Origin of the sequence: Bradyrhizobium sp. 215_C5_N1_1, from assembly GCF_052075935.1 — a bacterium.
Taxonomy (GTDB): Bacteria; Pseudomonadota; Alphaproteobacteria; order Rhizobiales; family Xanthobacteraceae; genus Bradyrhizobium; species Bradyrhizobium barranii.
This window is the reverse complement of sequence record NZ_CP197228.1, coordinates 727742-753989: the sequence shown is the minus strand read 5'-3', so window position 1 is coordinate 753989 and position 26248 is coordinate 727742. Positions and strand designations below refer to the sequence as shown.

Sequence of the window (26248 nt, the reverse complement as noted above, 5' to 3'; positions counted from 1 at the left end):
CGGCCCTGCCCGCGCGAATGGCACTTTTACCGCGTGCACCTACTTATGTAGGGTCCGAACCCCGGTGCTCCAGCCCCCCACGAAAGACGACGTGACGTCCTTTCTCGATCCCCTCATATCCTTCGTTTCAGCCCATGTGTGGCTGGCCTATCTGACCCTGTTCCTGGCGGCGCTGCTCGAAGCCGTTCCGGTGGTGGGATCGGTGATCCCCGGCTCGACCATCATTCTGGCGCTGAGCGCGCTGGTTCCAGGCGGGGAATTGAAGCTGCAATGGGTGCTGCTGGCGGCGGCAATCGGCGCCGTGCTGGGCGACGGCTCGGCCTACTGGATCGGGCACCGGCGGCAGCGCGAAATCCTCAACACCTGGCCGCTGACCAACTATCCGCGCGTGGTTGCCGAGAGCGAAAGCTTCTTCCACCGCTTCGGCACCTGGGCCGTGTTCTTCGCCCGTTTCGTACCGCCGATCCGCGCCTTCGTGCCCGTCACCGCCGGCGCGCTGGGGATGACCCCCGCGAAGTTTTATGCCGTGAATATCCCGGCGATCCTGGTCTGGGCCCCCGCGCATGTGCTGCCGGGCGTGCTGGCGGTATCGGCCTTCCACCAATATTTCGGCGTGCCGCACCATGGGCATCCGTTCAAGCACATCTGGATCTTGATGGTGGTGGCCGTGGCGATCATCGGCGGCCTTGGCATCTGGTACTACCGCCGCCGGCAGAACGGCCTCGTCGCGACGTCCAAGCCGCGGGCTTAGTGCGCCGGTGTCGTCCCTGCCTAGTGCGCAATTGCGCACTAGGCAGGGACGACAGCGGAGGACGACGCGCTCGCAGAGAGATTTTAACTAGCCCTTCTTCCCGGCGCCGGTCCGACATAGCGCGCCCGCGGGCGGATCAGCTTGCCGAACTGCAATTGCTCGCTGGCGTGCGCGATCCAGCCGACGCTGCGGGCCATCGCGAACAGCGCGAGCTCGCTGCCTAAGGGCAGGCGCAGCGCGTGCACGAGGACGGCCAGTGCATAGTCGATGTTGACGAGCTCGCCGGTCGCCTCGACGATCCGCTCCGGCACTTCGCGCGTGAATTTGCGCGGCGCGCCGGCACGCGCCAGCGCGTTCAGCAGCGACTGCGCGCGGGGATCGCCGCGCTTGTAGACGCCGTGGCCGAAGCCGGCAAAGCGCTCACCCAAGGCGACGCGCTCGCGAACCATCGGGGCGACATCGCGATCGACCAGCGCCTTGACGAGCTGCGAGGCCAGCACGCCGGCGCCGCCATGCTTCGGCCCTTTCAACGCGGCGAGGCCGGCGATGACGGAGTCATAGAGGTTGAGGCCGGTCGATGCCGCACAGCGCGCGGTGAAGGTCGAGGCGTTCAATTCGTGATCGGCGAGCAGCACCAGCGCGCGGCGGATGAGGTCGGGCGCGTGCTTGTTGTCGGGCGCCCAGGCCTTCGCGATCTGCTGGTGCAGCGGCTCGGACGACGGCTCGGCGTTGAGCATGGTCGCAACCAGGAGCCGGACAATGCGCCCGCCGACCATCGCGCGGCCGTCGGGCGCGCGGGTGAAGGCACGCGCGTCCGCGCTGGTCGCGAGCGCCAGCACTGCGATGGCACGGTCGATCGGCGCGGCGCGGCGCGCGGCCTCTGCGATCGCGCGCATCTCGTCGGATATCTGGGGCTGATTGTCCGGCGTGAAGGGATCGACGTCGGAGACGTCCCACAGCAGCGTCGCCGTGTGCTCCAGCGTATCGTTCTCGGCGAGATCGACGCAATTGACGCCGCGGTAGATCGCGCCCTCCTCGGTGATGGTCGAGATCTCCGTGTCCATGACAGGCAGGTCGGCATCGAAGCTGCGCAGGCCGCGCGGCTCCGGCGACGGCACCCGGCGCTCCTTGAGCGCGCGGACGTCCTCCGCCCGATAGCGGTTCTTGCGCGAATCCGGCCTCGGCTCGGAGCGGATCAGGCCGCGGCTGACATAGGCGTAGAGCGTGGCCGGCGAGATCGCGAGCTCGGCGGCAGCTTCCCGGGCCGACAGATAGAGTTCCTCGGAATTATTCATATTGATTTATGTAATCAAGATTGATCAATCTGTCGAGAGGCCTGATTTTCTCCTGGTGCAGTGCAAAGGAGATTGGGTCATGAACATCCACCTCACCAAAAGCCAGATCGGGCTGGACGGCGTTCCCGCGGCCGAGACCGTGCTGAGCCATGTCGACGGCGAGCGCGGCGAGTTGATCATCGCCGGCGAGCATGTCGGCACCCTCGCAAGCCAGTCGAGCTTCGAGGGCGTCACCGCCCGGCTCTGGAACGGCGCGAGCAAGACCACGCTGAGCGAAGCCAATGTGCGGGCGAGCCTGGGCGCGGCGCGCGAGCGTGCGTTCGCGCGTTTGCCGGAGCTGTTGCCGGCGACACGCGGCATGAGCATCGTCGACGAGTTCCGCGCGGCGGTCGCGGGCCTGCGCGCGGAAAACGGGCTGGAACATGAGGCGACGATCGTCGGCGCGTTTCCGGTGATCGCAGGCGCGCTGGTCCGTCGCGCCAAGGGATTGGAGCTGCTCGCGCCCGATCCGAATGCGAGCCATGCCGCCGATACGCTGCGGATGCTGCGTGGCGCCTCACCGAAGCCGCGTGAGGTCGCGGCGCTGGACGCCTATCTCGTCACGGTCTGCGACCACGGCATGAACGCTTCGACCTTCACGACGCGCGTGGTGGCCTCGACGCAGGCCGATCTGTTTGCCGCCGTCACCGCCGGATACTGCGCGCTGACCGGCCCCTTGCACGGCGGCGCGCCGGAGCCGGTGCTGGAAATGCTCGATGCGATCGGCTCCAGCGAACGCATCAAGCCATGGGTCGATGCGGCCCTCGCCCGCGGCGAGCGGCTGATGGGCTTTGGCCATCGCGTCTATCGCGTGCGCGATCCGCGCGCCGACGTGCTCAAGGCCGCGATCAGGCGGCTTTCGGCGGATGGCGCCGACCTGCCCTTTGCCGGCGAGGTCGAGGCCTATATCCGCAGCGCGCTGCGCAAGAAGAATCCTGACCGGCCGCTGGAGACGAACGTGGAGTTCTTCACGGCGATTCTGCTCGATGCCCTCGCCATTCCACGCCAGGCCTTCACGCCGATCTTCGCAGTGGCGCGTGCAGCGGGGTGGACCGCCCATGCGCGCGAGCAACAGCGGACGGGGCGGTTGATCCGGCCGAGTTCGTCATATGTGGGGGAAATGCCGAAGGCTTCCGGCGAATAGAGCACAAGGGCACGACAGCCGGGCCGTTCACTGCGCTGTCGTGCCTCGCCCGGACGAACAATGACACGGCAGAGCCGTCGCGCGAGATCGTGATTGCGGGAACGCGCGCACGGTCCGGGCGACGAACTTGGAACATCTCCGGGTCTGGGGACTTAACTGTGAGCCCCCTCGGATCAAGATTCCAATGCTGGACCTGTTTGGACAAGCGGACGAGGCCAGGATCGGCGAGATCGCCGCCGGCTATGCCGCCAACCGGACCGAGGCCGGCACGGATTCTGAAAGACGATTCCGCGACTTGCTGCAGGCTCTGCCTGCCGCGATCTACACAACCGACGCGGAAGGCTGCATCACCTTCTTCAATCGCGCCTGCATCGATTTTGCCGGACGCATGCCGAAGATCGGCGAGATGTGGTGCGTGACCTGGAAGCTCTATCTGCCCGACGGCACGGCGCTTCCCCACGATGAATGCCCGATGGCAATCGCGCTCAAGCAGAACCGGCCAGTGCGCGACGTCGAGGCCGTGGCCGAGCGGCCGGACGGCTCCCGGATCTGCTTCATGCCATATCCGACGCCGCTGCGCGACGAACGGGGGCGTTTGGTTGGTGCGGTGAACATGCTGGTCGACATCACGGCTCGCAAGGAGGCCGAGCAGAGGATGATGCTCCTCACCTCCGAGGTCGATCACCGTTCCAACAACCTGCTCGCGGTGGCTCAGGCGATGCTGCGGCTGACGAAGGCGAATACCGCGGAAGAGTTCCAGACCGTGTTTGCAGGCCGGCTCAGCGCGCTTGCCAACGTGCAGAGGCTGTTCTCGGCTTCGCGTTGGACCGGCGCGAATCTGAAGACCATCGTCGAAGAGGAACTCCGGCCGTACGCAAGCCGGGACGGCGAGCGGATCAGGATCGCGGGAGACGACGTCCGCCTGCCGCCCACGCTGGCCCAGTCGATCGCCGTCGCGCTGCATGAGCTCGCCACCAACGCCGCCAAGTATGGCGCGCTGTCGAGGCCTTCGGGCAGGCTGGAGATCAGCTGGGAGACCAATGGTGCAGAGCCTCTCGTGCTGCACTGGTCGGAGAGCGGCGGTCCTCGGGTCAACGAGGCGCCGACGCGCAAGGGCTTTGGAATCGGCGCGGTCGACGGCATCATCCGGACCTTGCGCGGAACCATTACCCGACAGTGGAGGCCGGAAGGACTGGTTTGCGAACTGTCCTTCCCGGAAGGCGTAGCCTAGGCCTCGCGGACCACCGTCTTCAGATAATTGTAGGCCTTGATGATCTCGATCAGGCGGTCTTCGGTCGACCGGTCGCCACCGTTGGCGTCAGGGTGATGCTGCTTGACCAGCGCCTTGTACTTGCTCTTGACGTCGGCGAGCGTGGAATCGGGGCCGAGGCCCATGACCTGGAGCGCCTTGCGCTCGGCGTTCATCACCTTGCGCGTCTCGGCCTTGGGCTCGGCCTGCGGACCCTTCCGCCAGCCCGCACGGCCGTTGATCTCACTGAACATGCTGAACGGATCGGACGCCATGTCGATCTCGGCTTCCGCACCCTTCTTGCCGCCATTGGCGCCCATCTTCCAGGTCGGGCGGTGACCGGTCAGCGCATCCTTCTGGTAGCGCGCGACGGCATCGGCATTCATGCCGGAGAAGAAATTGTAGTTCTGGTTGTACTCGCGCACGTGGTTCAAGCAGAAGTGCCAGTACTCGCGCTGGTTCTCGCGGCCCTTCGGCGCACGGTGCGCGCCCTTGTTCTGACACCCGGCCCATTCGCAATTGACCACGGCGTCGCGCGGCTTCACTTCCGGCTGCTTGCCTTTCGGCTTGACCCGGATGGAGTCGAAGAACTTTGATGAATCGATCGGCATGACTGACTTTGACTACGCAATGCAAAAACCTTCAAGTCTTGACATTGCAATTAGCTGGGAACCCGCAGCCGAAGTTTCACTCCGGCGTCTTCGAGGTACGGCCGCCGCAGGCGGCCTATGCAATTGACGGAGTGCGGCTGCGCGCTTTAATGGCACTCATGGTTATGAAAGACACTATCAGCAACAAGTTGAAGGAAGCTTTCACGCCGGAAAGCCTGCAGGTCGTCGACGAGTCACATTTGCATGAGGGCCACGCCGGCCATCGGCCGAGCGGCGAAACACATTTTCGCGTTTATATTGTGTCTCAGGCCTTCAAAGGGAAGAGCCGGGTCGATCGCCACCGCATGATAAATTCGGCGCTGGCCGCGGAACTTGCCGGCAGCGTGCACGCGCTCGCGATCCACGCGCAGGCACCGGGGGAAGGTTGATCTTCGCTTACCCTCCCCTGGAGGGGGAGGGTCGGCTCATATTGAGCGCAGCGAAATTTGAGACGGGGTGGGGTGATCTCTCCACACGCGACACTGCCCGAGTGGAGAGATCACCCCACCCCGCTCGCGCTGCGCGCGATCGACCCTCCCCCTCCAGGGGAGGGTAAGAGAAATCAAAACGACGTTCCCGCCCGCCTGGGCTTGGCCTCTTCCATCTCCGCGTCACGCGGCACCGGTGAAATACGGAGCGCGGTGATGCGGTTGCGTTCGCGGCGGAGGACGCGGAAACGGAAGCCGTGGAACGTGAAACTCTGGCCGCGGTCGGGGATCGAGCGCGCCTCGTGAATGACGAGACCGGCGACTGTCGTTGCCTCCTCATCGGGCAGGTGCCAGTCCATGGCGCGGTTGAGATCGCGGATCGGCACCGAGCCGTCGACCACGACCGAGCCGTCCGGCTGGGCGCGCACGCCGGCGACCACGACGTCGTGCTCGTCGGAGATGTCGCCGACGATTTCTTCCAAAATGTCTTCCAACGTCACGAGACCTTCAACCTCGCCGTACTCGTCGACGACGAGCGCGAAATGGGTTTTTCGGCGCCGGAACGCCTTGAGCTGCTCGGAGACCGGGCGCATTTCCGGCACGAACCAGGGCGGCAGCGCGATGGTGGAGACGTCGATGCGCGAGGTATCGCCGTCGGATGCGCGGATTGCGCGCAACAAATCCTTGGCGTGAAGCACGCCGATGATGTTTTCCGGCTTCTCGCGCCACAGCGGAATGCGGGTGTACTCGGTCGCCAGCACCTCGCGCACCAGTTCCTCCGGCGGCAGGTCGGCATTGATCATCATCATCTCGGTGCGATGGATCATGACGTCGGAGACCTGGAGCTCGCGCAGATCGAGCAGGCCGCCGAGCATGTCGCGGTCCTGCTTCTCGACCTTGCCCTCGTGGTGCAACAGGTCGACCGCGCCGCGCAGGCGCTCGGTCGGCGACAGGATCGCCTGGTGCTCGCCGGCCAGACCAAACAAGCGCATCAGCAGACGGACGATGACCTCGACGATCCGCAGCAACGGTCCCAGCACATACATCGTCAGCCGCATCGGGCGGGCGACCGCAAGGGCCATGCGGTCGGGCGCGTTGATCGCGATGGTCTTCGGCAGCACCTCCGCGAAGATCACGACCAGCGCCGTCATCACGCCGGTGGCATAGAGCACGCCGACATCGCCGAACCAGGCCGTGAAGATGCTGGTGGCGAGCGCGGACGCGCTGATATTGGCGATATTGTTGCCGAGCAGCAGCGCGCCGATCAGGCGCTCGCGCATGTCGAGCAGCTGCGAGACGACATCGGCGTCGTGGTTACCCTGCTTGGAGAGCCGCAGCATGCTGGCGCGCGAGGCGCCGGTCAGCGCGGTCTCGCTCGCGGCGAAGAAGCCCGAGACGAGCAGGCAGAGAATGACGATGGTGAATCCGAGCCAGTCCATGCACCACTCAAAAACCGGTTAGCCGCGCATCAAGCCTTTTGCGCGAGCTTCTCTTTGAGGAAATCGCGCACCGGCGCCGGCTCGACGTCCTTCGCGATCACGGCACGCCCGACCGCCTCCAGCAGGATGAAGGTGAGCTTGCCGCGCTTGACCTTCTTGTCCTGCGCCATCAACGCCATCAGCGCGTCGGCGTCGGCGAGCCCTTCCTGCGCGAAACCGGCGATGTCCTGCAGGCGCGTCGGCAGGCCAGCCTCGATGAGGTGACGCTCGACGCGCGCGGCATCGGCCTCGCCGATCATGCCAAGCTTCGCCGAGAACTGCGCCGCCAGCGTCATGCCGATCGAAACACCCTCGCCATGGAAGAGGCGATCGGAGAAACCGGTCGCGGCCTCCAGCGCGTGACCAAAGGTATGGCCGAGATTGAGCAGCGCGCGCTCGCCGGTCTCGCGCTCATCGCGCGAGACGACGCCGGCCTTGGCGCGGCAGGAGGTCGCGATCGCGTGCTCGCGCGCCGAGCCGCCTTTGAAGATATCGGAATGGTTCTTCTCCAGCCAGGTGAAGAAGGCTTCGTCGCCGAGCACGCCGTATTTGGCGACTTCGGCATAGCCGGCGCGGAATTGCCGCGGCGACAGCGTGTCGAGCACGGCGGTGTCGGCAATCACCAGCACGGGCTGGTGGAAGGCGCCGAGCAGATTCTTGCCCTGCGGCGAATTGATGCCGGTCTTGCCGCCGACGGAGGAATCGACCTGCGCCAGCAGCGAGGTCGGCACCTGCACGAAATCGACGCCGCGGCGCAGGATCGCGGCCGCAAAGCCGGCGAGATCGCCGACCACGCCGCCGCCGAGCGCGATGACGAGATCGTTGCGCTCGATCTTCGCGGCGATCAGGGCCTCGCTGACCTTTTCGAGGCCGGCATAGGTTTTGGAGATCTCGCCTTCCTCGACCACGATGCGCGAGGTCGGAATGCCGGCAGAAGCGAGCGACGCTTCGGTCGGCTCGAGCCAGTATTTTGCGACGGTGCGATCGGTGATGATTGCCGTACGCACGCCGGGCCGCAAGCGCGCGACACGTTCGCCGAGCGAGGCCAGCACGCCGCGGCCGATGACGATGTCATAGGCGCGATCGCCGAGCGCGACGTCGACGTTGACAGGATCTGAATGTTTCAACGGCGCAGTCATCGTACGGCACTCGCAACGTCGGCAGGTGATTGGGCGGCTTGTTCGCCGCGGAAATGGGCGCGCAGCGTCTCGATGCATTCCTCGACGATCTTGTCGTGCGGCACGTCGCGCGAGGCGATGGTGAGGTCGGCATGGCGATAGATCGGCTCGCGCTCGGTGAGGAGGCGCGTCACGGTTCCTTCGGGATCGGCGGTCTGGAGCAGCGGGCGGTCGGCGCGGCGGCGCACCCGGCGCATGATGACGTCAGGGTCGGCTTTGAGCCAGATCGAGACCGCCTTGGCCGCAATGCGGTTGCGCGTCTCCTCGCGCATGAAGGCACCGCCGCCGGTCGCCAGCACGATCGGTTCGCCGTCGAGCAGGCGCGCGATCACCCGCGCCTCGCCATCCCGGAAATACGGCTCGCCATGGCGCTCGAAAATCTCCGGTATGGTCATGCCGGCATGAGCGACCTCGATCTCGGTGTCGGCGTCAACGAAGGGCAGCTTGAGCCGGGCCGCCATGCGGCGGCCGATGGTGGATTTGCCCACCCCCATCATGCCGACGAGCACGATCGAGCGCGTCCCGAGCGCCGACAGGATGTCGGCCTCAGGGGCAGCTTGTATCGGCAACGCGGCGTCGGGCATAAATCTCGCTCTGGGTCTCGCTCGATCTGCCGCCGGAGGCGGCATGCTTTGGCCACCTATACGACCCCCTCGGGGCCCTCGCCAGAGGACTCTTGCCACGAAACGGCGAACATGTTGGATGATTCCATTGGTTAATTTGGACGCCTGAGACCCTCCCGAGACCTTGCCCGATGCCCAGCCTGTTCCGCTTCCTGACGGTCGTCGCCGTGCTCGCCGGCATCGTCTATGGCGTGGTCTTCGCGCTGGCGAACTTTGTGAGCCCGAAGTCGCGAGAAATGACGGTGACGATCCCGCCGGATAAGTTTCTCAAGAAATAGGAGCTAGCCTCCAGGGCATGCGCGTACAGCCCTCAGACAGCAAGCTCACCGGCCTGTTCCTCGACATGCTCGCGGCGGAACAGGGCGCCGGCCCCAATACGCTCGACGCCTACCGCCGCGACCTCACCGATTTCTCGGAATTTTTGGGCCGCGTCGGGCACAGCTTTGCCGACGCCGAGACGCAGATCCTGCGCGATTATCTCGCCGATCTCGACAGCCGCGGCTTCAAGTCCACCAGCGTCGCGCGGCGGCTGTCGGCGATGCGGCATCTCTACCGCTTTCTCCTGAACGAGCGCATCCGCACCGAGGATCCCGCGGCGATCCTGTCCGGCCCCAAGCGCGGCCGCGGCCTGCCGAAGGTGCTGTCGATCGCGCATGTCGACCGCATGCTCAGCCGCGCCAAGGAATTGAGCGAGGCGGAGGACGCTTCTCCCTCGAAACGGCTGCGCGCGTTGCGGCTCTATTGCCTGCTCGAGGTGCTCTACGCCACCGGCCTGCGCGTCTCCGAGCTGGTGGCGCTGCCGCGCTCCGCGGCAAAACGCGACGCCCGCATGATCGTGGTGCGCGGCAAGGGCAACAAGGAACGCCTGGTGCCGCTCAACGAGGCCTCGCGGCAGGCGATGGCCGACTATCTCGCGGCGACGGAAGCGGCAAAAGCCGACAAGAAGAACAGCGTGGCCGCCTCGAAATGGCTATTCCCATCGTTCGGCGAGAGCGGGCATCTGACGCGGCAGCATTTCGCCCGCGACCTGAAAGAGCTTGCTGTCGCCTCGGGGCTGCAGGCCCGGCTGGTCTCCCCGCACGTGTTGCGCCACGCCTTTGCCAGCCACCTCCTGCACAACGGCGCGGATTTGCGCATCGTGCAGACCCTGCTCGGCCACACCGATATCTCCACGACCCAGATCTACACCCATGTGGTCGAGGAGCGCCTGAAGAGCCTGGTGCGCGACCTGCACCCGCTGGCGGAGAAATAGTTCTCTTGTAGCCCGGATGGAGCGCAGCGAAATCCGGGGCCGCCCGCCTCGCGGAAAGACCCTCCCGGATTGCGCTTCGCTCCATCCGGGCTACAGGCAACCCATGAAACCGCCTTGACTTCGGCCACATCTCCGCAGAAAGAGCCGTGGCCTCACGCATGATTTGGCGGGCTGCTTTAGAGCGCACAAGCCAACTCATTGAAGAAGCTACATTTCTTTCCGCCGGTCCAAACCTGCTTCGACGCCCCGCCCCGTCCTCGCTATATTGAGTTGATGCCAGATCACATGCGCAGCTATCTCGACTTCGAAAAGCCGGTCGCCGAGCTCGACTCCAAGGTCGACGAGCTGCGGACGCTTGCGGCCTCGGGCACCGATATCTCCGAGGAGATCGGGAAGATCGAGGACAAGGCGGCGCAGGCGCTGGCCGACCTCTATCTGAACCTGACGCCGTGGCAGAAGACGCTGGTCGCGCGGCATCCGCAGCGGCCGCATTTCAACGACTTCATCAAGGGCCTGATCACCGAATTCACCCCGCTCGCGGGCGACCGCAAGTTCGGCGAGGACGAGGCGCTGGTTGCCGGCTTCGGCCGCTTCCGCGGTGAGGCCATCTGCGTGATGGGCCAGGAAAAGGGCGATTCCACCGAGAGTCGCATCCGGCACAATTTCGGCATGGCGCGGCCCGAGGGCTATCGCAAATGCGTGCGGCTGATGGAGATGGCCGAGCGGTTCGGCCTGCCCGTGCTGTCGCTCGCCGATTCCGCCGGCGCCTATCCCGGCATCGGCGCCGAGGAGCGCGGCCAGGCCGAGGCGATCGCGCGCTCGACCGATGCCTGCATGGCGCTGACCGTGCCCAACGTCGCCATCATCACCGGCGAGGGCATGTCGGGCGGCGCCATCGCCATCACCACCGCCAACAGGGTCCTGATGCTGGAGCACGCGATCTACAGCGTGATCTCGCCCGAGGCCGCCTCCTCGATCCTGTGGCGCGACGGCTCCAAGGCGCAGGAAGCCGCCAACAACATGAAGATCACCGCGCAGGACATGCTGCGCTTCGGGGTGATCGACAGCATCTTGAAGGAGCCGGTCGGCGGCGCCCACCGCGACCCCACCGCCATGATCGCCACCACGGGCGATGCCATCGCCAAGGCTTTTGACGAGCTCCGCGGCCTGGACGGCGACACCATCCGCAAGCAGCGGCGGCAGAAATTCCTCGATATCGGCCGGAAGCTGGGCTGATTCGGCCGTTTTCGGTGCCGTAGAGTGGGCAAAGCGAAGCGTGCCCACCATTCCAAACAGTATGGGGAGCGAGATGGTGGGCACGGCGCTTTGCGCCTTTGCCCACCCTACAAGACCTTTCGGGCGGCCCCCGACGCCCCGGTAACTCCCCGTTAACCCTTTTTTGCCCAAATCAGCGATCTCTGTGCGGATTGGGCCGGAAGGCCCAAGTACGGCCCAAAGTCGCGTCCATTTAGTCTTCGTTGACCATGCCACTGGGCCAACGGGCTCGTGATCCCAGCTCGGGTTGCGACCACATGACCCAGAGGTTAGAATTTTAATCAATGGCTTCAGGGCACAAGCGCTGGAGCGTGGTTCGAAAACGCCCGTCACGACGGGTCCGGATCTCCGGTCGGATCATGCTTCGAGATTGGGGTTCGCGCTCTCTGCCCGGCACGGTGTGGGGTCCATCTTGATTTCTCGTTCGCTTGCTCGCGCGCTTTTGGCTTCGGTTGCGCTGCTGACAGCCAGTGTTCTGCTGGCCGGCTGCGACACCGACCAGGTCTCGCTCGCGACCAACGCCAAGGCCAACCAGCCGGTGCCGCCAAAGCTTCTCGCCGCGATGGTCGAGAAGGACATGGACCTGCAATCGCCGATCCTGGTCCGCCTGTTCAAGCAGGAGGCCGAGCTCGAGGTCTGGAAGCAGGCCCGCAACGGCCAGTTCGCGCTGCTCAAGACCTATCCGATCTGCCGCTGGTCGGGCGATCTCGGTCCGAAGGTGCGCGAAGGCGACCGCCAGGCGCCGGAAGGATTCTACTCGATCAATCCGGGCCAGATGAATCCGCAGTCGGCCTACTATCTCTCGTTCAACACGGGCTATCCGAACGCGTTCGACAAGGCTCTGGGGCGCACCGGCTCGCAGCTGATGGTGCATGGCGATTGTTCGTCGCGCGGCTGCTACGCGATGACGGACGAGCAGATCGCGGAGATTTATTCGCTTGGCCGCGAGTCGTTCTTCGGCGGCCAGAAGGCGTTCCAGCTGCAGGCCTATCCGTTCAAGATGACGCCGGTGAACATGGCCAAGCACCGGAACAACCCGAACATGCCGTTCTGGAAGATGATCAAGGAAGGCTATGATCATTTCGAGGTGACGCGGCAGGAGCCGAAGGTCGATTTCTGCGAGCGCAAATACGTGTTCGACGCAACGAAGACGCCTGACGCGAAGCGCGATCCGGTGTTCGACGCGTCCGCGAAGTGCCCGGCCTATGTGATCCCCGAGAACATCGCCAGCGCGGTGCGCGACAAGGATGCGCGCGACCAGGTCGAATACAACAAGCTCGTCGCCAAGGGCACGCCGATCGCGCGCATGAACACCGGCATCGACGGCGGCATGAACAAGATTTTTGCCTCGAAGATTCCGGAGGGATCGACCGGACTCTCGGAGAACGCCGAAGGCTCGACCCTGGAGATGCTGGCGATGGCGAAGGCGCCGGGCACGATCCCCGGACACGTCAATCCGCCCAAGCCCAATCTCGATGCGGTCGCCGCCGCTCCCGTGAACCAGGAGCCGGTCGTCGCCGTCAGCGCGCCCGCCGCCACCACCCGCGTCGCCGCGGCCGCGCCGGCCAGCGAGAAATCCCAAGAGAAATCGTCAGGCGGCTTCTTCTCCAACCTCGGCCGCAAGATGGGCCTCGGCACCGCCGACACGACGGCGACCACGCCTCCCCCGCAAGCGACCGCGTCCGTGGCCCCTGCCGCTGCGCCCGCAACGCCACCCACCGCGACATCGAGGCTGAAGGCCGCAGTGACCCGGTTCGTGCCCGGCCGCGATACGTCCAAGGACGCGCCTAAGCCGGCCGTCGCCGCCGCCAAGCCGGCCGAACCGGTGAAGCCGGACACGCGCCTCGCCGCGACGCGGCCGGCGCTGAAGCCGTCGGTGTCGGATGGCGCGAGTGAAGCGACGCAGATCATGGGCGCCGCGCCGGTGGTGTCGTCGAACTCGTTCGACAGCCGCTTTGGGGCGGTGAAGTAAGGGCGGCGCTCCGCTTAATCTCTCCGATCCATCTCAGCCTGACGCCGTCATTCCCCTTGATGAGGTACAGTGAGAGCGCTGCGCCTCACTCAAAGACGGGCAGCGCGACCTACGGCGCCAGGTACCGCATCAGCTCCGGATTGACGCGCACATCGTTCGCCTGCCCTTGCAGCGCGACCCTGCCGCGGTCCAGTACATAGGCGTAATCGGCGACGCGCAGCGCGAGGTCGAGGTGCTGCTCGACGATGATGACGGCGATGCTCTTCGCGAGCTCGATCAGGCGCTCGGTGATCTCCTCAATCACTCCGATCCAGACGCCTTCGGTCGGCTCGTCCAGCAACAACAGCTTCGGATCGCCCAGCATCGCGCGGCCGATGGCGAGCATCTTGCGCTCACCGCCGGAGAGGGTGCCGGCGGGCTGGTCGAGGCGCTGGCCGAGTTTCGGGAAGATAGTCAGCACATGGTCGACCGCGTCGTCCTTCTTGCTGGCGAGCGAGCCGACCGCGAGATTGTCGCGCACCGACAGGCGCGCGAATACCGAATGCTCCTGCGGCACGTAGCCGATGCCGGCGCGCACGCGCTCCTGGGTCGCGCGGCGGCTGATGTCGCGCCCGTCGAAGGCGACCTCGCCCTTCCACGCCGGCAGCTCGCCGACGATGGTCTTCATCAGCGTGGTCTTGCCTGCGCCGTTGCGGCCGAGCACGGCGACGCCGCCGCGCCAGGGAATGCCGAGGGTGACGTCGAACAGGACCTGGCTGCGGCCATAGCCCGCGTCGAGATGCTTGATGTCCAAAAATTCAGGCACGGCGCAGATAGATCTCCTGAACGGATTTGTTGGCCTGGATCTCCGACACGGTGCCTGATGCCAGCACCTTGCCCTGGTCGAGCACGGTCAACCGATCGCAAATGTCGCGGATGAAATCGAGGTCGTGCTCGACGATGACGAGCGAGCAATGTTTTTTGATCGGCTGAAGCAATTCACCGGTGACGCGGCGCTCCTCCAGGCTCATGCCGCCGGTCGGCTCGTCCAGCAGCAGCAGCTTCGGCTTGCCCGCGAGCGCCATCGCGATCTCCAGCCATTGCTGCTGGCCGTGCGACAGTGCGGCCGCCGCGTCGAAGGCGCGATCGGCGAGGCGGAACTGCGTCAGCATGGTCATGACCTGGTCGTGCAGCGCGTCCCGCGTGCGCGAGAATACGAGATCGAACAGCGAGGACTGCGCCTGCAGCGCGAGCAGGATGTTGTCGTAGAGCGTCAGCGTCGGCAGCACGCTGGTGATCTGGAATTTCAGGCTCATGCCGGCCCGGGCCCGTTCGGTCGGCGTGAACGCGGTGATGTCGGTGTTGATGAAACTCACTTTGCCTTGGGTCGGCACTTCGGCCCCCGCAATGCACTTCATCAGCGTGCTCTTGCCGGAGCCGTTCGGTCCGATCAGGCCGTGAAACTCGTTCTCGCCGACGGTCAGCGCGGCGCCGTCGAGCGCGGTGAGCTTGCCAAAGATCTTCTTGATATCGGCAGCTTCAAGGAGCGGCATTGCGCTTCTCCTTCTCAGTCTGCTTCTCAGTCCGCTTCACGGTCTCCTTGGGCTTGGCACCAAAGCTGCCGACCCGTTCGCGCTCGCCGAGCACAAAGCTGATCAGGCCAAGTGGCCGGAACAGGATCACGAGCAGCAGCAGCAGACCGAGGATGATCGGCCAGATCTCGCGATAATTGTCAGAGAGCCAGAAGCTGACGCCCTCGACGATCACGGCGCCGATGACGGCGCCGATCAACGTGCCGGAGCCGCCGAACAGCACATAGAGCACGACCTGCGTCGAGACGACGACGCCGACCATGTTGGGCCAGACGAAACCTTCATGGAAGGCATAAAGGCTGCCGGCAAGACCTGCGATGGCGCCGCCGATCGCGAAGATGATCGCCTTCAGGTGCTGTACCTTGTAGCCGAAGAAGGCGATGCGCTGCTCGTTCTCGCGCAGGCCCGCAAGCGCCAGGCCGAATTGCGAGCGTACCAGGAAGCGGCAGAGCAGGTAGACCACGACGAGGATACCGAGCACGAGATAGTAGAAGGCCGGGCCCTCAGTAAATTCGTAGCCGCCGAGCGACATCGGCGCGATCGAGGGGATGCCGTTCTGGCCGCCGAGATAGTACCAGCCGCGCGCGAGGCGATCGGCGGCGTAGGAGCCGGTCAGCGTGCCCAGCGACACGAAGATGACGCTGGAGGGGTGCCGTCCAAGCAGCAGGAAGCCGCCGAGCAGCAGCGCGAAGGTGAGGCCGATCAGCGTTCCCGCCGGCAGCACCACGAAGATGTTGGTGATGTCGAGGTCGCGCGCGAGCAGCGCGACGCCATAGCCGGCCGAGCCGAAGAACAGGGCCTGGCCGAAGCTCATGATGCCGGCATAACCCCAGACCAGATCGAACGACAACGCGAACAGCGCGAGGATGATCACGCGGGTCGCGAACACGGTGAGGTAGTCCTGCAGCACCAGCGGCGCGAGCAGCGCCGCGACGAGCACGACGCCCTCCACGATCGGCAGGACCTTTCGTCCTGCCTTGACCTGTTCCTTGGCCTGTCCCGCGGCCACGCGTTCAGCCATCGCACCGTCCGCTTCGTCGCCGGCGATGGCTTCTCTTACCACAGTCATCGACTTCGGCATTCCGCCTCAGCATTCCTTGGGATCGACGAGCCCGTCGCTGCGTCCGACGATCTCGTAGTTCCCACCCTTGGCGACCGCGGTGTACATCTTCATCTTGCAGTGCCGCTTGCCCGGCACCATCTCGGCCGGGCCGCCCGGGCCTTCGGCGATCTTGGCGTGATCGAGAGTGGCGGCAACCGAGTCGCGATCGACCTTGCCGGCTTCCTTCACGGCCGCTTCCCACAGCTTGAGGCCGCGATAGGTACCGGTCGCGGCACTGCCGGCCGCGAACAGGAAGTTGCCGGGAAAGTCCTTCTCGTACGCCGCCTGGATTTTTGCGTCGAACGGGTTCTCCTTGGTCAGCACCTTGAAATAGTCGAGGCAGCTTGCGAGCCCTTCGATCTCGGCGGCCTGGTTGATGTTGAGCGTGTTCTCGTCATAGTAGACGCAGGCTAGGCGCCCGCCGTTCTTGAGGAAGCCCGCTTCATAGAGCTGCTTGAAGAACGGGCCGACGCCCGGCGGAATGACAGTGTTGAAGACGACGTCGACCTTGTTGGAGATGATCCGGTTGACGGTCGATGAGAAGTCGATCTGGTCGAGCGGGTAATATTCCTCGAACACGACCTCGCCGCCGTTCGCCTCAATGACCTTGCGGGCGTAGACGTTGAGCGTGTGCGGCCAGACATAGTTGGCGCTCGGCAGCGCGAACTTCTTGCCGCCGTTCTTGATCAGCCAGGGGATGAACTCGTCACACTGCTGCGCCGGCGTCGGCCCGGTGCAGAACAGATAGGGTGTGCACTCCTTGCCTTCGTAGAGCTGCGGATAGATGTAGAGCGTCTTGCCGCGCGCCACGATCGGGTCCTTGATCGCGTTGCGCATCGACGAGGTGATGCCGCCCAGCACCATGTCGACCTTGTCGCGCTGGATCAGTTTTCGGACGTTGCCGACGGCGACGGATTCGTTCGACGCAGTGTCCTCGATATAGAGCTCGAGCGGACGGCCGAGCAGGCCACCGGCCGTATTGATCTCCTTGATCACCATCTTGGCGACATTGGCGTCGGCATTGCCGGCATAAGCGATCGGGCCGGTGAGATCGGTCGCGATACCGACCTTGATCGGGCCTTCCGCCGCGTTCGCCCACGGCGCCGGGATCACCCAGCTTCCGACGCCGGTCGCGACCGCGCCGGTGGTAAAGGCAAGATTGGAGAGGAAGCGGCGACGCGAAAGCTGAGTACGATCGAACATGACTAAACCCCTTTTCCAGCGATGAGGCCCTGTGGCCGAAATTTGATGAAGACAATGGCGAGCACGAAGACGAGGACGTCGGCGACGACGGGCGCCATCACCCATGGCAGCGCGGCACTGAGGGTGCCGATCACGCCGGCGCCCGCCACCGGTCCGATGAAGGAGCCGACGCCGCCGACCATCACCGCGACAAAACCCTGGATCAGGAAACGCAGGCCGAGATCGGCGTACAGGCTGAACACCGGCACGATCAGCGCACCGGCAAGGCCGGCGAGCGCGGAGCCAAACGCAAACGTGGCGCCGTACATCAGGGGCGTGGAGATGCCTGAGGCCCGCGCCAGCGAGGGATTTTCCAGGGTGGCGCGCATGCGCAGGCCAAAACTCGTGCGCGACAGCAGGAGGTAACAGCCCGCCATCACCAGGAGCGTGATGACGATGATGGTGAAGCGCCAGGCCGAGATATGCATGGCGCCGATATCGATCGAGCCGCCGATCGGCTCGGGCACGGTCAGATAGAAGCCACCGATCAGGCCGCGCACGGATTCGCGGATGATCAGGCCGAGCGCATAGGTGCCGAGCATCGCCACGATCGGCGCGGCGTAGAAGCGGCGGATGATCAGCGCCTCCAGCACGAAGCCGAGCGCACCGACCACGAAGGGCGCCGCGACCATGCCGGCCCAGATCGGCAGGCCCTTGGCGTAGGCGAGATAGGTGATGTAGGCCCCGAGCAGGACGAACTCTCCTTGCGCGAAGTTGAAGATGCCCATCATGCTGGCGATGATTCCGAGCCCCAGCACGATCAGGACGATGATCGCGCCGAAGCTCAGGATTTCGAACGCCGCGACGAACGCGTTAGCCATGCGCTGGATTCTTATTTTTACGCGTTTTCTTGACGCGAACCGGTATCCACTTCGCTTGAAAACGCTCTGGTCCGTCCGTCTGCATCGATGCCTCGCTCACATCTTCTTCCAGTCGCCGATCTGCTCGAAGGCATGCGCGGCGCGGTAGATCGTGGATTCCTCGAACATGCGGCCGACCAGCATCAGTCCGACGGGCAGGCCGTCGACCATGCCGCAGGGCAGCGACATCGCGGGATGATGGGTGATGTCGAACGGCGCTGTGTTGGAGATCATCTCGAGCGCGCGGGCGACGTAGTCTTCGCGGCTCGCGGTGGGCTCCGGCAGCTTCGTCGCCTTCATTGGCGTCGTCGGCAGCAGCAGCAGGTCGTATTCGCCGAACGCCTTGTCATAGGCCGCGGTCAGGCGACGCGAGATGTTGAGTGCCTTGCCGTAATAGCGGGGACCGAAGCTGTTGTTGATGTAGGTCCCGAGCATCAGGAACAGTTTTGTCGTCTCCGATAGCGAATCCGCCTGCCGGCGCCAGCCGCGATGGAAGTCCATCAGCGAGGTCGAGTAGAGGTCGGAGCGGCTGAGGCCATAGCCATCGCCATACATCATGGTCTGGGTCATGCCCTCCGTGCCGATCGGCGTCCAGATCGCGGGACCGACAAGATGCATCGGGATCGAGACGATCTCGACCGTGGCGCCAAGGTCCTTGAAGCGCTTGGCGGCCTCGCGGACGCTTTCGTTGACGGCGGCCTCCGCGTTCGCCTGCTCGAAGCCTTCCTTGAGGATGCCGATCTTCATGCCCTTGACGCCCTGGCCGAGCGCCTTGGTGTACTCCTCGACCTTCGGCGCCTTGATGCGGGGATCGTAGCCGTCGTCGCCGGCGAGCACTTCGAGCAGCAGCGCATTGTCGGCGACGGTCGCGGTCATCGGACCGGTGTGGTCGACGAAGACCTCGATCGGCATGATGCCGGTGTAGGGGACGAGGCCCCAGGTCGGCTTCATGCCGTAGGTGCCGCAGAACGAGGACGGCATGCGGATCGAGCCGCCCTGGTCGCCGCCGATCGCCATGTCGACCTCGCCGAGCGCGACCACGACGCCGGAACCGGAGGACGAGCCGCCGGCCGAATAGCCCATCTTGTGCGGATTGTGCACGGCACCGACCGCACCGGTGTGGCTGCCGCCGGACATGCAGAAGGATTCGCAATGCACCTTGCCGGCGATCTCGGCGCCGGCATCGAGCATGCGCGTGACGATGGTGGCGTCGAAATCGGGAACATAGCCTTCCAGCGTCGCCGAGCCGTTCATCATGGGCACGCCGGCGAGCATGATGTTGTCCTTCAGCGCGACGGTCTTGCCCTTGAGCTTGCCGCTCGCCGCACCCTTCACGGTCGACTTGCGATACCAGGCGTTGCGCGGGTTCTCCTCGGGTGAGGGCCGGTAGCCCGGCGTGCGCGGATATTTCACCTCCGGCACTTCGTCCGGCATCGCGCCGACGAGATTATAGGCCTCGATCGAGCCCTGCATCAGGCCGCGGAACGAGGCGACATCGGCATCGGTCAGCGAAAGGCCGCACTGCTTGGCGACGTCAAGAAGTTGGGCAGGCGTGGGAAGGACAACTGTCACGGCGCTCTCCTGAAGTTTCTTGGTACGGTCCCTGCGCGCGGCCGCGATTGGCGCGACGCGCGCAGCGGCCCTGCTGAAACATTCAAAGCGGAAATATTTTCCTTTTCAAGTATTATTTTAAGATGGGGCTGTCCGGATTGCCGCAGCAGGCTCAGACCGGCTTGATCAGCTTGAAGTCGAGGCCGTCGGCCTCCGCGAGATACATCTGCATGCGGGCGTGGCCGTTGCGAACGACGACCGGGCCGCGCGCGCCGCCGTAAACGATGTTGCGGCCCGCCGCGAGCATGGGCGCCATCGACAGCGAACCTGCCTTTTTCGCCACGGCTTCGAGGAAACGCAGGCCTTCATAGCTGGACTGGCCGAGCGATCCGATCGGCGGGGCGTTCGGCCCGAACATCGCGCGATAGCGGATCTGGAAGTCGTCATTGGCCCGCGAGCCGATGCCGGAGAAATAGCCGGATGCGCAGAACATGTTCTCGCTGTTGTCGGCGCCGATGCCGAGCAGCACCGTCTCGTCCATGGCTCCCGCCAGCCGCAGCGTCGTGGCGCCGAGGCCGCATTCGCCGAAAGCACGATTGAAGGTGACGCTGTCGGTGCCGATCAGCGAGATCAGCACGACATCGGGCCGCGCGGCGCGGATGCGCGCCAGGTGCGGCTCGTGATTGTCCTCGCCGAGGGGGACGAACTCCTCGCCAACGACGTGGCCTCCGGTTTCCTTGATGTAGTTCTTCACGGCGCGGTGCGATTGCCAGGGCCAGACGTAATCGCTGCCGATCAGGTACCAGCGCGACGCCTTCTTGACGTCGGCAAGCCAGTGGATCGACGGCCGGCTCTGCCAGCGCGGCGTCTCGCCGATCGCCATCACGCCGGGCGTGCGCTCGCCGCCTTCGTAGACCGGCGTATAGATGTAGGGGATGCGGTGACGCGTGGTGACGTCGCGCAAGCCGACGCGGACCGCGCTGGTGTGCAGCCCGACGATGAGATCGACCTCGTCGAACGCGATCGCCTGTTCGGCGCGGTTCAGCACCTCGTCGAGCGGCCCGCCGGCGTCGTAGATCGACAGCTCGATCTCGCGGCCGAGGATGCCGCCGCGCTTGTTGATCTCGGCAACGGCGAGTTGCGCGCTGTTGGTCGCGCAGGGGCCCCACACACCCGGCGATCCCGTGCAGCAGATGAAACCGCCGATGCGCAGCTTGTTCGCGCCACGCCGCCTGAGGAAAGCATGATCGCCCGGCGACAGCGAGCTATCGGCGCCCGACGACGACAGATTCCTCAGCAGCAAGGACGGCGGCATCGCCGGACTGCCGTGAGCCGGGAAGTTTACCGTCGCGTGCACGCCAACTCCTGTCTGGCACCAGACCTGAAAGCACAATGAGCAGGCGGCCGCGGCATCCGCCCTTTTGTTAGGCAATCATCCTATTTTGAAAATATTGAATATTCAACAATTGAAGTGCATATAGAAGCAGCATTGATTGCAAGACATTCACTCATTTGGGTCAAGACGAAGTCTTAGCCGTGGCAAAACCGAACTCCCCGATCACCGAACACCTCGCCTACCTGCTCGCGCAAGCCAACCGGGAGATCAACCGGCAGCTGGAACTGCGGCTGAGCAAGGAAGGCGTTCCCGTCGAGCAGTGGCGCATCCTTAAGGTGTTGTCGGACGGCGATGGCCACTCGATGGGCGAACTCGCGGACGCGGTGCTGCTCAATCATCCGACGCTGACCAAGATGATCGACCGCATGGTCTCCGACACGCTGGTCTATCGCGTGCAGGACCCGAATGATCGCCGCAAGGTTTTGATGTTCATCTCCGACCGCGGCAAGGTGCTGTGCAAGAAGCTCAACTCGCTCGCGGTCGACCAGGAGGAGCACATCCTGGAGAGCTACGGCGACAAATCGACGAGCGAACTGAAGCGGCTGCTGGAGAGCTTGATCGACAGCTCGAATTGAGCGGCGTCGATTTCAATCTCATCGTCGTCCTGGACAAGCGAAGCGGAGCGCCAGGACGACGATGTGGTGCGAGTTGCGCGCCACACACTCGGCTGTCATCGCCCGATTTAATCGGGCGATCCAGGGCGGATTCAAACGGTCGTCGCAACACTCGGAGGTTGGAGGTTGCGATGAACGTTGTAAGGCGCCGATCGGCGCGGTCAGGACGAGCCCCATTGCCATCGCCAGGACGGCCGTCTGTTGCAGGACGCGATGAACAGAATAGATTTTGGCTGGCGATTGCCGCGGGGCTAAGCAGCGAGGATGCTGCGCTGGAAGCCGGATTGTCACAACCTGTCGGAAGCAGATTATTCCGAAAGGCGGGCGGCATGCCACCAGCGATGTTCAGATCTTCGGCAAAGGTACTCTCCGGGCGGTACCTCTCATTGGTAGAGCGCGAGGAGATCGCACTCCTCAAGGTGCAGGGCCATTCCAGGCAAGAGATTGGACGTCGCCTGGGGCGGGCTGCTTCGACAATATCCCGTGAACTGCGACGCAACGCGGCTACCCGCGGCGGCGGGTTGGAGTATCGGGCAACAACTGCCCAATGGCATGCGAATCGATCCGCCCGCCGACCCAAGCCGACCAAGCTTGCGCTCAATGCAACCTTGCGCACTTATGTGGAGGAGAGACTTGCTGGCGGCGTCGTAGCCCCGAGCGGCGCGCTCGTTCCTGGTCCCGCCGTTCTGTGGAAGGGCCGCCGGCATGGCCCACGCAAGGATCGGCGATGGGCCAAAGCCTGGAGTCCCGAGCAGATTGCCCGACGCTTGCCGATCGACTTCCCGGACGACAAGACGATGCGCATCAGCCACGAAGCTATCTATCAAGCTCTCTTCGTTCAGGGCCGTGGGGCGCTGCGCCGCGAGCTGACGGCCTGCTTGCGAACCGGGCGTGTATTACGGATGCCCAGGGCGCGCGTACGCAGGCGAGGCAAGGGGTTTGTCTCGCCGGAGATCATGATCAGTGAGCGCCCTGCTGAAGCTGCCGATCGAGCAGTGCCGGGACATTGGGAGGGAGACCTCATCCTCGGTCTTGGCAGCTCGGCAATCGGCACGCTGGTCGAGCGCACGACGCGCTTCACGATGCTATTGCACCTTCCCCGGTTGGCGGGGCACGGCGAAGCTCCGCGCGCGAAGAACGGACCTGCGCTCGCGGGACACGGGGCCGAGGCCGTGCGCGACGCGATCACGCGCACCGTCATCACCTTGCCCGAAGAACTGCGTCGCTCGCTGACCTGGGATCAGGGAGCCGAAATGGCTCAGCACGATCGTCTCAAGATCGATGCGGGTATCCAGGTCTACTTCTGCGACCCGCAAAGCCCTTGGCAGCGCGGTACTAACGAGAACACCAACGGGTTGCTGCGACAGTACTTCCCGAAAGGCACAGACCTCAGCATCCATAGCGCCGACGAGATATCCGCTGTGGCAGCGGCCCTCAATGCCCGTCCGAGAAAGACACTAGGCTGGAAAACGCCGGCGGAGGCGCTTGACGAATTGCTGTTATGAGTGAAAACAACTGGTGTTGCGACGACCGTTTGAATCCGCCCAGTATTCCAGAGACAGTTTTGATTGAACCGAGAAGCCGCGGCGTACTGGGTCGCCCGGTCAAGCCGGGCGACGACAGTGGAGAGTGAGGCGCCGACGTCGCGCCTCACAGCGGAGCTTAGCGGCTAGCCGTACCGCCCGTGGCAGTGCTTGTACTTCTTGCCTGAGCCGCACGGGCAATCCTCGTTGCGGCCGACCTTGCCCCAGCTTGCGGGGTTCTTCGGATCGCGAAGAGCTGCGTCGGAAGCCTGCGCACCGAGCGTGACGCTGGCGAGCGCCATTTCGTCCTCGCCGGTGTTCGGGTCGAACTTGTGCGCTTCCATCGGCGGCAGCACGGGGGCTTCCTGCTCCGGCGGGACGATCTCGACCCGCATCAGCTGCGCCGTGACGGCCTCGCGCAGATGCGCGCTCATCTCCTGGAAGAGATTGAAGGCCTCGGTCTTGTACTCCTGCAACGGATCGCGCTGGCCGTAGCCACGCAGGCCGATGACCTGGCGCAGATGGTCGAGCATGATCAGATGCTCGCGCCAGAGATGGTCGAGCGTCTGGAGCAGAATGGTCTTCTCGACGTAACGCATCACGTCGGGACCCCATTGCCCGACCTTGGCCGCCATGTGCTCGTCGGCTTTGGTCTCGATGCGGGTGAGCAGCTCCTCGTCGGCGATGCCCTCTTCCTTGGCCCATTCGTCGACCGGCAGGTCGAGATCGAGCACGCGCTTCAGCTCTTCCTTCAGGCCGGCCACATCCCACTGCTCGGCATAGGCATGCTCGGGCACGTGCTTGGCGACGAGGTCGTCGATGAAGGCGTGGCGCATGTCGGTAACGGTCTCGGCGACGCTGTCGTCCTTCATCAGGTCGACGCGCTGATCGAAGATCACCTTGCGCTGGTCGTTCTGGACGTTGTCGAACTTGAGCAGGTTCTTGCGGATGTCGAAGTTGCGCGCCTCGACCTTCTGCTGCGCCTTCTCGAGCGCCTTGTTGATCCAGGGATGGATGATCGCCTCGCCTTCCTTGAGGCCGAGACGCTGCAGCATGCTGTCGAGGCGATCCGAGCCGAAGATGCGCATCAGATCGTCTTCCAGCGACAGGAAGAACTTCGAGCGGCCGGGGTCGCCCTGACGGCCGGAACGGCCGCGCAGCTGGTTGTCGATGCGGCGGGATTCGTGACGCTCGGATCCCATGATGTAGAGGCCGCCGGGCTTCTTCACGGTCTTGGCGGGCTTCGAACCCTTCGCCGGCTCGATCTCGACCTCTTCCTCGGCCTTCAGCACGATCTCGCGGAAGTGCTCGATGTCGGCCTTGATCTGCTCGATCTTCTTCGCCTTCTCCGCCTCGTCCTCGATGCCGGCAGTCTCCTGCTGGATCCGCATCTCGAGCGAGCCGCCGAGCTTGATGTCGGTACCGCGGCCGGCCATGTTGGTGGCGATCGTGATCGCGCCAGGCACGCCGGCTTCCGCGACGATATAGGCTTCCTGCTCGTGGAAGCGCGCGTTCAGCACCGCAAACAGTTTTGCCGGCTTGCCGGCGCGGGCCGCGGCGTACAGCTTCTGCATCGAATTCTCGTTGCCGAAATCGATCTGCCGGTAGCCGTGCTTCTTGAGGTATTCGGCGATCACTTCCGATTTTTCGATCGAGGCGGTGCCGACCAGCACCGGCTGCAGCCGCGCATTGGCACGCTCGATCTCGGCCAGGATCGCGGCGTATTTCTCGTTCTGGGTACGATAGACCTCGTCGTCCTCGTCGAGGCGGCCGACCGGCACGTTGGTCGGGATCTCCACGACTTCGAGCTTGTAGATGTCGAAGAGTTCGTCGGCTTCGGTCAGCGCCGTGCCGGTCATGCCGGCGAGCTTTTCGTACATCCGGAAATAGTTCTGGAAGGTGATCGAGGCCAGCGTCTGGTTTTCCGGCTGAACCTGGACATGCTCCTTGGCTTCAAGCGCCTGATGCAGGCCTTCCGAATAACGTCGGCCGGCCATCATGCGTCCCGTGAACTCGTCGATGATGACGACCTCGTCGTCGCGGACGATGTAGTCCTTGTCGCGCGTGAAAAGCGTGTGGGCGCGCAGCGCCTGGTTGATGTGGTGCACGACGGAAACGTTCTCGACGTCGTAGAGCGACTCGCCCTTGAGCTGGCCGGCGTCGCGCAGCAACGTCTCGATCTTCTCCATGCCACCTTCGGTCAGCGTCACCGTACGCTGCTTCTCGTCGACCTCGTAATCGGTCTTGTCGAGCTTGGGCAGGAAGCCGTCGATGGTGTTGTAGAAATCGGAACGGTCGTCGAGCGGGCCGGAGATGATCAGCGGCGTGCGCGCTTCGTCGATCAGGATCGAGTCGACTTCGTCGACGATGGCGTAGAAGTGCGGGCGCTGGACCATGTCCTCGAGCCGGTACTTCATGTTGTCGCGCAGATAGTCGAAGCCGTATTCGTTGTTGGTGCCGTAGGTGATGTCGCAGGCATAGGCCGCCTTGCGTTCGGCATCGTCCAGGCCGTGCACGATCACGCCAGTGGTCAGGCCGAGGAAGCCGTAGATCTGGCCCATCCAGCCGGAGTCGCGGCGGGCGAGGTAGTCGTTGACGGTGACGACGTGAATGCCCTTGCCGGCGAGCGCGTTGAGATAGACCGCGAGCGTTGCGACCAGCGTCTTGCCTTCGCCGGTCTTCATCTCGGCGATGTCGCCCTCGTGCAGCACGATGCCGCCGATCAGCTGCACGTCGAAATGACGCTGGCCGAGCGTGCGCTTGGCGGCTTCGCGCACGGTGGCGAAGGCCGGCACCAGCAGATCGTCGAGCGTTTTGCCCTCGGCGAGCTGTTTCTTGAACTCGACGGTGCGGGCCTTCAGTGCCTCGTCGGAGAGTTTCGAAACCTCCGGCTCCAGCGCGTTGATCGCGTTGACGCGGGACTGGTATCCCTTCACCCGCCGGTCGTTGGCGGAGCCGAAAAACTTGCGGGCGAGCGCGCCGATCATGCCTAGTTCCTGTGTTCGCGATTCAACCGCGTTGCAGCCAAGAAGTTGTCACCCCCCTGCCTATCAAC

Annotated in this window: 23 protein-coding genes; 10 read left to right on the top strand and 13 right to left on the bottom strand. The window is 64.5% G+C overall.

The genetic code is table 11. The annotated features are described in order from the left end of the window. Window positions 1-91 precede the first annotated feature (91 nt). The gene (locus AB7G19_RS03515) at window positions 92-751 is read left to right on the top strand and encodes a DedA family protein (protein WP_063986024.1); all 660 of its coding nucleotides are present in this window, start codon (window positions 92-94) and stop codon (window positions 749-751) included. Window positions 752-834: 83 nt separating this feature from the next. On the opposite strand, the gene AB7G19_RS03510 is transcribed toward AB7G19_RS03515, so the two are convergent. Beyond that, the gene (locus AB7G19_RS03510) at window positions 835-2046 is read right to left on the bottom strand and encodes a citrate/2-methylcitrate synthase (RefSeq protein ID WP_441267721.1); all 1212 of its coding nucleotides are present in this window, start codon (window positions 2044-2046) and stop codon (window positions 835-837) included. Window positions 2047-2125: 79 nt separating this feature from the next. Here AB7G19_RS03510 and AB7G19_RS03505 point away from each other — a divergent pair, with 79 nt between their 5' ends. Both AB7G19_RS03505 and AB7G19_RS03500 read left to right on the top strand, forming a co-directional pair. Continuing rightward, the gene (locus tag AB7G19_RS03505) at window positions 2126-3229 is read left to right on the top strand and encodes a citrate synthase/methylcitrate synthase (protein WP_063980629.1); all 1104 of its coding nucleotides are present in this window, start codon (window positions 2126-2128) and stop codon (window positions 3227-3229) included. Between the two features lie 184 nt (window positions 3230-3413). Then, the gene (locus AB7G19_RS03500) at window positions 3414-4460 is read left to right on the top strand and encodes a sensor histidine kinase (protein ID WP_441267720.1); all 1047 of its coding nucleotides are present in this window, start codon (window positions 3414-3416) and stop codon (window positions 4458-4460) included. Here AB7G19_RS03500 and AB7G19_RS03495 read toward each other — a convergent pair. Then, a complete protein-coding gene (locus AB7G19_RS03495; RefSeq protein ID WP_014490400.1) occupies window positions 4457-5089 on the bottom strand; it encodes a J domain-containing protein in 633 nt (210 codons plus the stop codon). The genes AB7G19_RS03500 and AB7G19_RS03495 overlap by 4 nt on opposite strands. Window positions 5090-5247: 158 nt before the next feature. On the opposite strand from AB7G19_RS03495, the gene AB7G19_RS03490 reads away from it, so the two are divergent. Then, window positions 5248-5517 (top strand): BolA family protein, encoded by a 270-nt coding sequence (locus AB7G19_RS03490; RefSeq protein ID WP_063986023.1) that lies wholly within the window; start codon window positions 5248-5250, stop codon window positions 5515-5517. Window positions 5518-5690: 173 nt separating this feature from the next. Here the strand turns inward: AB7G19_RS03490 and AB7G19_RS03485 are convergent, their stop codons facing one another. Genes AB7G19_RS03485 through AB7G19_RS03475 form a run of 3 tightly spaced genes read right to left on the bottom strand, consistent with a single transcriptional unit; the run spans window position 5691 to window position 8796 of the window. Beyond that, the gene (locus AB7G19_RS03485; protein WP_063980627.1) at window positions 5691-6995 is read right to left on the bottom strand and encodes an HlyC/CorC family transporter; all 1305 of its coding nucleotides are present in this window, start codon (window positions 6993-6995) and stop codon (window positions 5691-5693) included. A 29-nt stretch (window positions 6996-7024) separates the two neighbouring features. Then, a complete protein-coding gene (aroB, locus tag AB7G19_RS03480; protein ID WP_063980626.1) occupies window positions 7025-8173 on the bottom strand; it encodes a 3-dehydroquinate synthase in 1149 nt (382 codons plus the stop codon). Then, a complete protein-coding gene (locus AB7G19_RS03475; RefSeq protein ID WP_063980625.1) occupies window positions 8170-8796 on the bottom strand; it encodes a shikimate kinase in 627 nt (208 codons plus the stop codon). Before AB7G19_RS03475 ends, aroB begins: the two co-directional genes overlap by 4 nt. A gap of 170 nt (window positions 8797-8966) precedes the next feature. Here AB7G19_RS03475 and AB7G19_RS03470 point away from each other — a divergent pair, with 170 nt between their 5' ends. The 4 genes from AB7G19_RS03470 (at window position 8967) to AB7G19_RS03455 (ending at window position 13334) form a co-directional block, all read left to right on the top strand. Then, window positions 8967-9113 (top strand): hypothetical protein, encoded by a 147-nt coding sequence (locus tag AB7G19_RS03470; protein WP_035730492.1) that lies wholly within the window; start codon window positions 8967-8969, stop codon window positions 9111-9113. Window positions 9114-9130: 17 nt separating this feature from the next. After that, window positions 9131-10087, top strand: a complete 957-nt coding sequence (xerD, locus tag AB7G19_RS03465) for a site-specific tyrosine recombinase XerD (RefSeq protein WP_063980624.1) — start codon at window positions 9131-9133, stop codon at window positions 10085-10087. Window positions 10088-10360: 273 nt separating this feature from the next. Next, window positions 10361-11323, top strand: coding sequence for an acetyl-CoA carboxylase carboxyltransferase subunit alpha (locus AB7G19_RS03460; RefSeq protein ID WP_063986022.1), 963 nt, complete (start codon window positions 10361-10363; stop codon window positions 11321-11323). Between the two features lie 451 nt (window positions 11324-11774). Further along, entirely contained in the window at window positions 11775-13334 is a 1560-nt protein-coding gene (locus AB7G19_RS03455; protein ID WP_225048569.1) for a L,D-transpeptidase family protein, read from the top strand. Between the two features lie 109 nt (window positions 13335-13443). On the opposite strand, the gene AB7G19_RS03450 is transcribed toward AB7G19_RS03455, so the two are convergent. From AB7G19_RS03450 to AB7G19_RS03420, 7 genes are all read right to left on the bottom strand, one after another. Then, window positions 13444-14139 carry a branched-chain amino acid ABC transporter ATP-binding protein gene (locus tag AB7G19_RS03450; RefSeq protein ID WP_063980622.1) on the bottom strand — a complete coding sequence of 232 codons (696 nt, stop codon included), beginning with the start codon at window positions 14137-14139 and terminating at the stop codon, window positions 13444-13446. Further along, a complete protein-coding gene (locus AB7G19_RS03445) occupies window positions 14132-14866 on the bottom strand; it encodes an ABC transporter ATP-binding protein (protein WP_063980621.1) in 735 nt (244 codons plus the stop codon). The genes AB7G19_RS03450 and AB7G19_RS03445 overlap by 8 nt, the downstream gene beginning before the upstream one ends. Further along, window positions 14853-15986, bottom strand: coding sequence for a branched-chain amino acid ABC transporter permease (locus AB7G19_RS03440; protein WP_063980620.1), 1134 nt, complete (start codon window positions 15984-15986; stop codon window positions 14853-14855). The genes AB7G19_RS03445 and AB7G19_RS03440 overlap by 14 nt, the downstream gene beginning before the upstream one ends. A 6-nt stretch (window positions 15987-15992) precedes the next feature. After that, entirely contained in the window at window positions 15993-17210 is a 1218-nt protein-coding gene (locus AB7G19_RS03435) for a substrate-binding protein (RefSeq protein ID WP_063980619.1), read from the bottom strand. A 2-nt stretch (window positions 17211-17212) separates the two neighbouring features. Then, on the bottom strand, window positions 17213-18070 hold the full coding sequence (locus tag AB7G19_RS03430) for a branched-chain amino acid ABC transporter permease (RefSeq protein WP_063980618.1): 858 nt from the start codon (window positions 18068-18070) through the stop codon (window positions 17213-17215). A gap of 96 nt (window positions 18071-18166) precedes the next feature. Beyond that, complete coding sequence (locus AB7G19_RS03425; protein ID WP_063980617.1) at window positions 18167-19681, bottom strand: amidase; 1515 nt, start codon at window positions 19679-19681, stop codon at window positions 18167-18169. A gap of 151 nt (window positions 19682-19832) precedes the next feature. After that, complete coding sequence (locus AB7G19_RS03420; protein ID WP_063980616.1) at window positions 19833-21017, bottom strand: substrate-binding domain-containing protein; 1185 nt, start codon at window positions 21015-21017, stop codon at window positions 19833-19835. A gap of 179 nt (window positions 21018-21196) precedes the next feature. On the opposite strand from AB7G19_RS03420, the gene AB7G19_RS03415 reads away from it, so the two are divergent. Both AB7G19_RS03415 and AB7G19_RS03410 read left to right on the top strand, forming a co-directional pair. Beyond that, window positions 21197-21631 (top strand): MarR family winged helix-turn-helix transcriptional regulator, encoded by a 435-nt coding sequence (locus AB7G19_RS03415; RefSeq protein ID WP_014490415.1) that lies wholly within the window; start codon window positions 21197-21199, stop codon window positions 21629-21631. Between the two features lie 170 nt (window positions 21632-21801). Then, the gene (locus AB7G19_RS03410) at window positions 21802-23175 is read left to right on the top strand and encodes an IS30 family transposase (RefSeq protein ID WP_210168703.1); all 1374 of its coding nucleotides are present in this window, start codon (window positions 21802-21804) and stop codon (window positions 23173-23175) included. Between the two features lie 164 nt (window positions 23176-23339). Here AB7G19_RS03410 and secA read toward each other — a convergent pair whose 3' ends face one another. Continuing rightward, a complete protein-coding gene (gene secA, locus AB7G19_RS03405) occupies window positions 23340-26180 on the bottom strand; it encodes a preprotein translocase subunit SecA (RefSeq protein WP_231143790.1) in 2841 nt (946 codons plus the stop codon). Window positions 26181-26248 lie beyond the last annotated feature (68 nt).